The 7454-nt window shown below is 63.0% G+C and carries 5 protein-coding genes; 1 reads left to right on the plus strand and 4 read right to left on the minus strand.

Translation table 11 applies throughout. The features are described 5' to 3' along the window. The first annotated feature begins 124 nt into the window (after positions 1-124). Positions 125-904, plus strand: a complete 780-nt coding sequence (locus HU767_RS25520; RefSeq protein ID WP_186705740.1) for a TSUP family transporter — start codon at positions 125-127, stop codon at positions 902-904. Here HU767_RS25520 and nudC read toward each other — a convergent pair. The 4 genes from nudC to HU767_RS25540 form a co-directional block, all read right to left on the minus strand. Next, positions 872-1702 (minus strand): NAD(+) diphosphatase, encoded by an 831-nt coding sequence (gene nudC, locus HU767_RS25525; protein ID WP_186730791.1) that lies wholly within the window; start codon positions 1700-1702, stop codon positions 872-874. The genes HU767_RS25520 and nudC overlap by 33 nt on opposite strands. 6 nt (positions 1703-1708) lie before the next feature. Further along, positions 1709-2521 (minus strand): crotonase/enoyl-CoA hydratase family protein, encoded by an 813-nt coding sequence (locus tag HU767_RS25530; RefSeq protein WP_186705742.1) that lies wholly within the window; start codon positions 2519-2521, stop codon positions 1709-1711. Between the two features lie 231 nt (positions 2522-2752). Next, positions 2753-4234, minus strand: coding sequence for an efflux transporter outer membrane subunit (locus HU767_RS25535; protein ID WP_186705743.1), 1482 nt, complete (start codon positions 4232-4234; stop codon positions 2753-2755). Continuing rightward, positions 4231-7335: an efflux RND transporter permease subunit gene (locus tag HU767_RS25540; protein WP_186705744.1), complete on the minus strand. Its 3105-nt coding sequence runs from the start codon at positions 7333-7335 to the stop codon at positions 4231-4233. The genes HU767_RS25535 and HU767_RS25540 overlap by 4 nt, the downstream gene beginning before the upstream one ends. Between the last annotated feature and the right edge of the window lie 119 nt (positions 7336-7454).

A 7454-nucleotide genomic window follows, 5' to 3' on the forward strand; every position in this document is an offset into this window, starting at 1 on the left:
CGGGAGCAAGCTCCCTCGCCACGGGAATGTCACAGGCCTTAGGCAGTCGCAGCCCTGCACCATTATGGGTAACATACCGGCCTTCCCGCAGCCCTTCTGCGTCCTGCCAAAATAAGCCCATTCCATGCCTTTCGAACTCAGCGTTGACCTCACTACCCTCGCTATCCTCGCCGTTGTCGCCTTCATTGCCGGTTTTATCGATGCCATTGCCGGGGGCGGTGGGCTATTGACCACGCCAGCGCTGCTGACTGCGGGTTTGCCACCGCACCTGGTCCTGGGGACCAACAAACTCAGTTCGACCTTTGGCTCGGCGACGGCCAGCTTCACGTTCTACAAGCGCAAGTTGTTCCACCCAAGGCAATGGACCCATGCCCTCGTCGGCACACTGGTCGGCGCCTTGGTCGGCGCCATCGTCGCCCACTACCTGCCAGCCGAGTGGCTGAACAAGATGTTGCCGGTGATCGTCTTCGCCTGCGGCCTGTACCTGTTGTTTGGCGGCACGCCCAAGGCGCCGCTGGACAGCGATGCGCCGATCAAGAAGACGTGGCAGTCATCCCAGGGTTTCAGCCTGGGTTTCTATGACGGCGTGGCCGGGCCGGGTACCGGTGCGTTCTGGACCGTCAGCAGCCTGCTGCTCTACCCCATCGACCTGGTCAAGGCCAGTGGCGTGGCCCGCAGCATGAACTTTGTCAGCAACATCGCGGCGCTGTCGGTGTTCATTTTTTCCGGGCAGGTAGACTGGATCATCGGCCTGAGCATGGGCCTTTCGGTCATGGTCGGCGCGTTCTTCGGCGCTCGCACCGCCATCAGCGGCGGCGCGAAGTTCATCCGACCAGTGTTCATCACCGTGGTGCTGGGCTTGACCGTGCGCCTAGCCTGGCAGCACTGGTTCAGCGTGGCCTAAGCGCCGCGCCACATACAGGTCGATCAGGTAGCGGGCGATCGAGCGCGAGGCCGGCAACGGTGGCAGGTCGTGGACGTTGAACCATTGGGCGTCCTCGATCTCATCTTCCTGGGGCACGATGTCGCCGCTGGCATATTCAGCGTGGAAACCGAGCATCATCGAATGGGGAAACGGCCAGCACTGGCTGCCCATGTACTGGATGTTCTTCACCTCGATACTGACTTCTTCACGCACCTCGCGGACCAGGCAGTCCTCGGCCGACTCGCCGGGCTCGGCAAACCCCGCCAGGGTACTGTAGACACCCGTGACAAAACGCGGCGAACGGGCCAGCAGGACTTCATCGCCGCGGGTAATCAACACGATCATGCTCGGTGAAATCCGCGGATAGTGACGCAGGTCGCAGGCATCGCAATACATCGCCCGCTCAAGTGGAATCTGGCTCATGCGCTTGCCGCAACTGCCACAGAAGCGATGTTCCCGGGCCCAGGTGCCGATCTGCGCCGCATAGCCCAACACCTTGTACAGCGTGTGGTCGTCCTCGAGCATGAACGCTCGCAGGCCTTTCCAGTTGCAGCCGAGGATGTCCAGCGGGCTGTGCAACTCCAACAGGTAAACCGGCTCGCCATCCAGGTGACCGATACCGTGTTCGGCGAGGATCGACAGGTCCTGGCGCTTGAGCCATTCGCGGGGAAACAGCGCGCCGTTGTCATCGAACAGAAAACCTTCAGGGCTACGAGCCACGGCCCAGCCGCCGGGAACGTCGGTGTCGAGTACTGCGGTGGTCCAGCGTGAAATCATGGTCAGTCAATCCAGAAATTCGGGTTTCTGTTTGCTCATATGGGCGGCCATGGCCACGCGCAGGTCGGTCGATTGCAACATGGCGGCGTTCCAGGTGGCGACGTATTCCAGGCCGTCATCGATGCTGTGGTCGCGCATGTAGCTGATCATTGCCTTGGTGCCGGTCACGGCAATCGGCGACTTGGCGGCGATGTCCCGGGCAATGCCCATCACACCGTCGAGCAGGCTGGCGGAGTCGCTGTAGACACGATTGACCAGGCCGATGCTGCGCGCTTCGTCGGCACCAAAAGTGCGCCCCGTATAAGCGAGTTCACGCAGCATGCCGTCCCCGACGATCCTCGGCAAGCGTTGCAATGTGCCAACATCGGCGGCCATGCCGATATCGATTTCCTTGATGGAGAATTGGGCGTCCTCGGCGGCATAACGCATGTCGCAAGCAGAGATCAGGTCAATGGCACCGCCCAGGCAATAGCCCTGGATGGCCGCGAGCACCGGCTTGCGGCAATTGTCCACGGCATTGAACGAGGCTTGCAGTTGCAGGATCTTGCGCCGCAGCAAACGCGCATTGCGCCCCACGTCCTTGCCCAGTTCGTTGGCCACGCCTGCCAGCATCATCAGGTCGATGCCGGAGGAAAAATGCTTGCCGGCACCGCTGAGCACCACCACCCGCGCTTCATCGGTGTCGTCGATCCATTGGAAGATCTCGATGATCTCGCGCCAGAAGGCAGCGTTCATCGCGTTGATCTTTTCTGGCCGATTGATCTGCACATGGGCGATGTTGTCTGCAAGTTCGACGTTGAACGCTTGGTATTGCGACATGGCAGTGATCCTTTACCGGCTGAAAAGAGGCCTGAACTATAACAAGCCATCGCGATGGCACGTAGGCAGTGCATCGGCCAAAAGCGGGACTGTTTGACAGCCATTAACTCTGTGGCGAGGGAGCTTGCTCCCGCTGGACTGCGTAGCAGTCCCCTACTTTATGAGCGCTGCGCACTCAAGCGGGAGCAAGCTCCCTCGCCACAAAAGCACCTTGCGGCGCTACCCAATCACTCAGGGTTTCTCCTCCGCCTGCAACTGCCCATCCCAGCCCCCGCCCAGCGCCGCAATCAATTGCACACTGGCAATCAAGCGGCTCTGTTGCAGGCTCAGCACGCTGCGTTCGTTGCTCAGCGCCGTGGCCTGGACAGTCACGACGTCGAGGTAGGCAATCAGCCCGGCCCTGTACTGGTTCTGCGTCAGGCGCAGGGATTCCCGGGCGGCGTCCAGGGCTTCCTGGCGCACGCGGGCTTCGTCTTCCAGCACCTTGAGCTGGATCATGTAGTTTTCCACCTCCCGCAGGCCGTCGAGCACGGTCTGGCGGTAGGTGGCGACGGTCTGGTCATAGGCCGCGACGGTGCGGTCGACCTCGGCCGAACGCTGGCCGCCATCGAACAGTGTCATCGCCAGCTGCGGGCCTACCGACCAGAAGCGGTTCGGCACGCTCACCCAGTTGTCATAGGTGCTGCTGCTGTAGCCGCCGCTGAGGCTCAGGGTCAGGTCCGGGTAATACGCAGCCTTGGCGACGCCGATGTTGGCGTTGGCGGCCATCACCGAGCGCTCTGCCGAGGCGATGTCTGGCCGGCGTTCGAGCAGTTGCGAGGGCAGCGCCACCGGGATTTGTGGCAGTGTCGGGATGTATTGGGTCTCGGCCAGGTTGAATTCGGCCGGTGGCAGGCCGATGAGCACGGCGATGGCATTTTCAAACTGGGCCCGTTGCCAGATCAGGTCGATCAGGTCGCCCTGGGTGGTCTTGAGCTGATTCTGCGCCTGGGCCACCGCGTCCTTGCCGGACACCCCGGCGCGGTACTGGTTTTCGGTCATTTTCAGGGAGCGCTGGTAGTTGTCGACGGTGGTCTGCAACAAGCGCTTCTGTTCGTCGATCACCCGCAACTGCAAGTAATTCTGCACCAGTTCCGATTGCTGGCTCAGGCGCATCGCCGCCAGGTCGGCGAAACTGGCTTGGGCACTCGCCTCGTCGGCTTCCAGGGTGCGGCGCAACTTGCCCCACACATCCGCCTCCCAACTGACGCCGGCCTGGGCGCTGTAGGTGTCGCGAATGCCGCTGGACGAACTGCTCAGGCTTGAACTGCTGCTACCGGTGCCCTGGCTGGAGCGCGTCTTGCCAACGGTCAGGTCCACGGTGGGGAAAAAGGCGCCACGGGCATTACGCACCAGCGCCCGGGCCTGCCGGTACTGGGCTTCGGCCTGGGCCACGGTCTGGTTGGATGCATTGAGCTTGTCCACCAGGCCATTGAGTTGCGCATCGCCGTACAGCTCCCACCAGGCGCCCCGGGCCATCGCATCGCTGGGGTTGGCCTGGCGCCAGCCCTGGGCCTCCTTGTACTGCACCGGGGCGGCGGCCGCGGGACGCTGGTAATCCGGGCCGATGGCGCAGGCGCTGAGCATCGCCACGCACAGCGCCAGGCTCAGCACCCGCGAGCCACGGGCGGTCGCCAGCACGGCGGCAAGATTGAAAGGCGAACGGTCGGTCATAGCGGAGTTTCCAGGGCAGCATCAGTGCGCACGCCACGCCAGCGGTTGAAGCGATGGCGCAGCTTGTCGAGATAAAGGTAAACCACTGGCGTGGTGTAGAGGGTCAGGACCTGGCTGAACACCAGGCCCCCGATGATGGTCAGGCCCAGCGGCTGGCGCATTTCCGAGCCTTCGGCGGCGCCGAGCAGCAGCGGCAAGGCGCCAAGGATCGCCGCCAGCGTGGTCATCAGGATCGGTCGCAACCGCAGCAGGCAAGCGCTGCGGATCGACTCCAGCGGCGTCTGCCCGGCACGTTCCAGTTGCAAGGCCAGATCGATCATCAGGATGGCATTTTTCTTCACCACGCCGATCAGCAGGAACAGCCCCAACAACGAGATCAGGCTGAACTCGCTGCCCAGCGCGTAGATCGACAGCAACGCGCCGACCCCGGCCGACGGCAAGGTGGACAGGATGGTCAGCGGATGAATGTAGCTTTCATACAGCACCCCCAGCACCAGGTACACCGCGAGCAACGCGCCCAAAATCATGAACGGCTGGCTCTTCTGGGTGGCGGCGAACGCGTCGGCGGTGCCAGCCATTTTCACGATGACATCCTCGGGCATCCCGAGCTTGGCGATCGTCCGCTCGATGGCCGCGGTGCCCTGCTCCACCGTCACGCCTTCGGCCATGTCGAAGGAGATGCCCTCGGAGGCGAACTGGCCTTCATGGCTGACCCGGTCGTCCTCCAGGCTGTTCTCGTAATGGGCAATGGCCGACAGCGGTACCCGCGCGCCATCGGCGGTGATCACCTGGACCTGTTCGAGGGTGCTCGGGTCCTGGGCATACTTGGGATTGACCTCCATCACCACCTGGTACTGGTTGAGGCTGTCGTAGATGGTGGAAATCTGTCGTTGGCTGTAGGCGTTGTTGAGCACCGCCGTGACCATGTCCATGTCGATGCCCAGGCGCTTGGCCTGGTCGCGGTCCACCACCAGCGTCACCTGCTGCGCCCCGCCACCGTCGCGGGCGTCGATGGCGGTCAGCTCCGGCAACGCCCGGAAGGCCGCCACGACCTTGGGGTACCAGGTGCGCAGCGACGCCAGGTCGGCGCTTTGCAGGATGTAGGAATATTGGGAGGTGGTCTGCTCGCGACCGCCACCGAACTGCAGGTCCTGGTCGGCCATCAACATCAATTGGGCACCGGGAACCTTGGGCATTTCCTTACGCAGGCGCTCGATGACCTTTTGCGCGGAAATATTACGTTCCTTGATCGGCTTGAGACGCACCAGCATGAACGCGTTGTTGGTGCCGTTGTTGCCGCCAATGAAGCCGGCAACGCTTTGCACGGCCTCGTCCTTGAGCACGGCGCGGCGGAAGATTTCCATCTTCGGCTGCATCACGCCGAACGACAGCCCATCGTCGCCACGGACAAAACCGATCAGTTGGCCGGTGTCCTGCTGGGGCATGAAGGTCTTCGGCACCACCACATACAACGCGACGTTCACGCCGATGGTCACCAGCAGGCTCAGCAAGGTCAGGCGTCGATGGCGCAGCACCCAATCCAGGCTGGTGGCGTAACCACGGACCATCCGTTCATTGACCCCCTGGCTCCAACGCTGCAAGCGGTTTTCCTGCCCGGGCACATGGGGCTTGAGCCAGCGGGCGCAAAGCATCGGCGTGAGGGTCAGCGAGACCACCAGCGACACCACGATGGACGCCGCCAGGGTGATGGAAAATTCACGGAACAGGCTCTCGACGATGCCGCCCATGAACAGGATCGACAGGAACACCGCCACCAGCGAGACGTTCATCGACAGCAAGGTGAAGCCCACCTCCTCCGCCCCCCGGTACGCCGCCTGCATCGGTGGCACACCTTCGTCGATGTGCCGGGAAATGTTTTCCAGCACCACGATGGCGTCGTCCACCACCAACCCGGTCGCCAGGATCAACGCCATCAGCGACAGGTTGTTCAGGGAAAACCCGTACAGGTACATCACCGCAAACGTGCCCACCAGCGACACCGGCACCGCCAGGGTCGGGATCAGCGAAGCGCGGAAGTTGCCGAGGAACAGGAACACCACCAGCACCACCAGGGCCACGGCGATCAGCAAGGTCATTTCCGCTTCATGCAGGGTGGCCTTGATCACGGGCGAGCGGTCCATCGCCAGGTTCAGCTTGACGCTGGCCGGCAGCACCGCCTGTAACGCCGGCAGTTGCGCCTTGATCTCGTTGACCGTCTCGATGATGTTGGCGCCGGCCTGGCGGTTGATCACCAGCAATACGGCGGCATCGTCGTTGAAGAAACCGCTGTTGTAACGGTCCTCGACGCTGTCGGTGACTTTCGCCACGTCCTTGAGCCGCAGCACCGAGCCATCCTGGTAACGGATCACCAGCGTTTCGTAGTCCTTGGCCTTTTCCAACTGGTCGTTGGCCTGGACTTGCCACATGCGCCGGTCGTCCTCCACCGAGCCCTTGGGCCGGCGCACGTTGCTATTGGCAATGGCGGTGCGCACATCGTCCAGGGCCACGCCGTACTGATTGAGCAACTGCGGCTCCAGTTCGATGCGCACCGCCGGCAACGAGCTGCCACCGATCTGCACCTCACCCACGCCCGACACCTGGGACAGGCTCTGGGACAGGATGGTCGACGCCAAGTCGTAGAGCTGGCCTTTTTCCAACACATCCGAGGTCAGCGACAGCACCATGATCGGCGCCTGGGACGGGTTGACCTTCTTATAGGTGGGCATGCTGCGCATGCCGCTGGGCAACAGGTTGCGCGAGGCATTGATGGCCGCCTGCACCTCCCGGGCCGCGCCGTTGATGTCGCGGTCCAGGTCGAATTGCAGGATGACCCGCGTGGAGCCCTGGCTGGAACGGCTGCTCATGGTGTTGACCCCGGCGATGGCGCCGAAGGAACGCTCCAGCGGCGTGGCCACCGTCGAAGCCATCACCTCGGGGCTGGCGCCTGGCAGGTTGGCCTGGACCACGATCACCGGGAAATCCATTTGCGGCAGGGGCGAGACCGGCAGCAGGCCGAAGCACACGCCGCCGAGCAGCATGATCGCGAAGCTCAGGAGCATGGTTGCTACCGGGCGGCGGATGAAGGGGCCGGAGAGGTTCATCGGCCACAGCCCCTTGCTTCAACGGACAGGCTTTTGTGGCGAGGGAGCTTGCTCCCGCTGGGCTGTGGGAGCAAAGCTTGCTCGCGAAACAGACGCCTCGATTCTGCGAGACCGCATTG

This window comes from Pseudomonas sp. SWRI179 (genome assembly GCF_014268705.1).
GTDB lineage: Bacteria > Pseudomonadota > Gammaproteobacteria > Pseudomonadales > Pseudomonadaceae > Aquipseudomonas > Aquipseudomonas zanjanensis.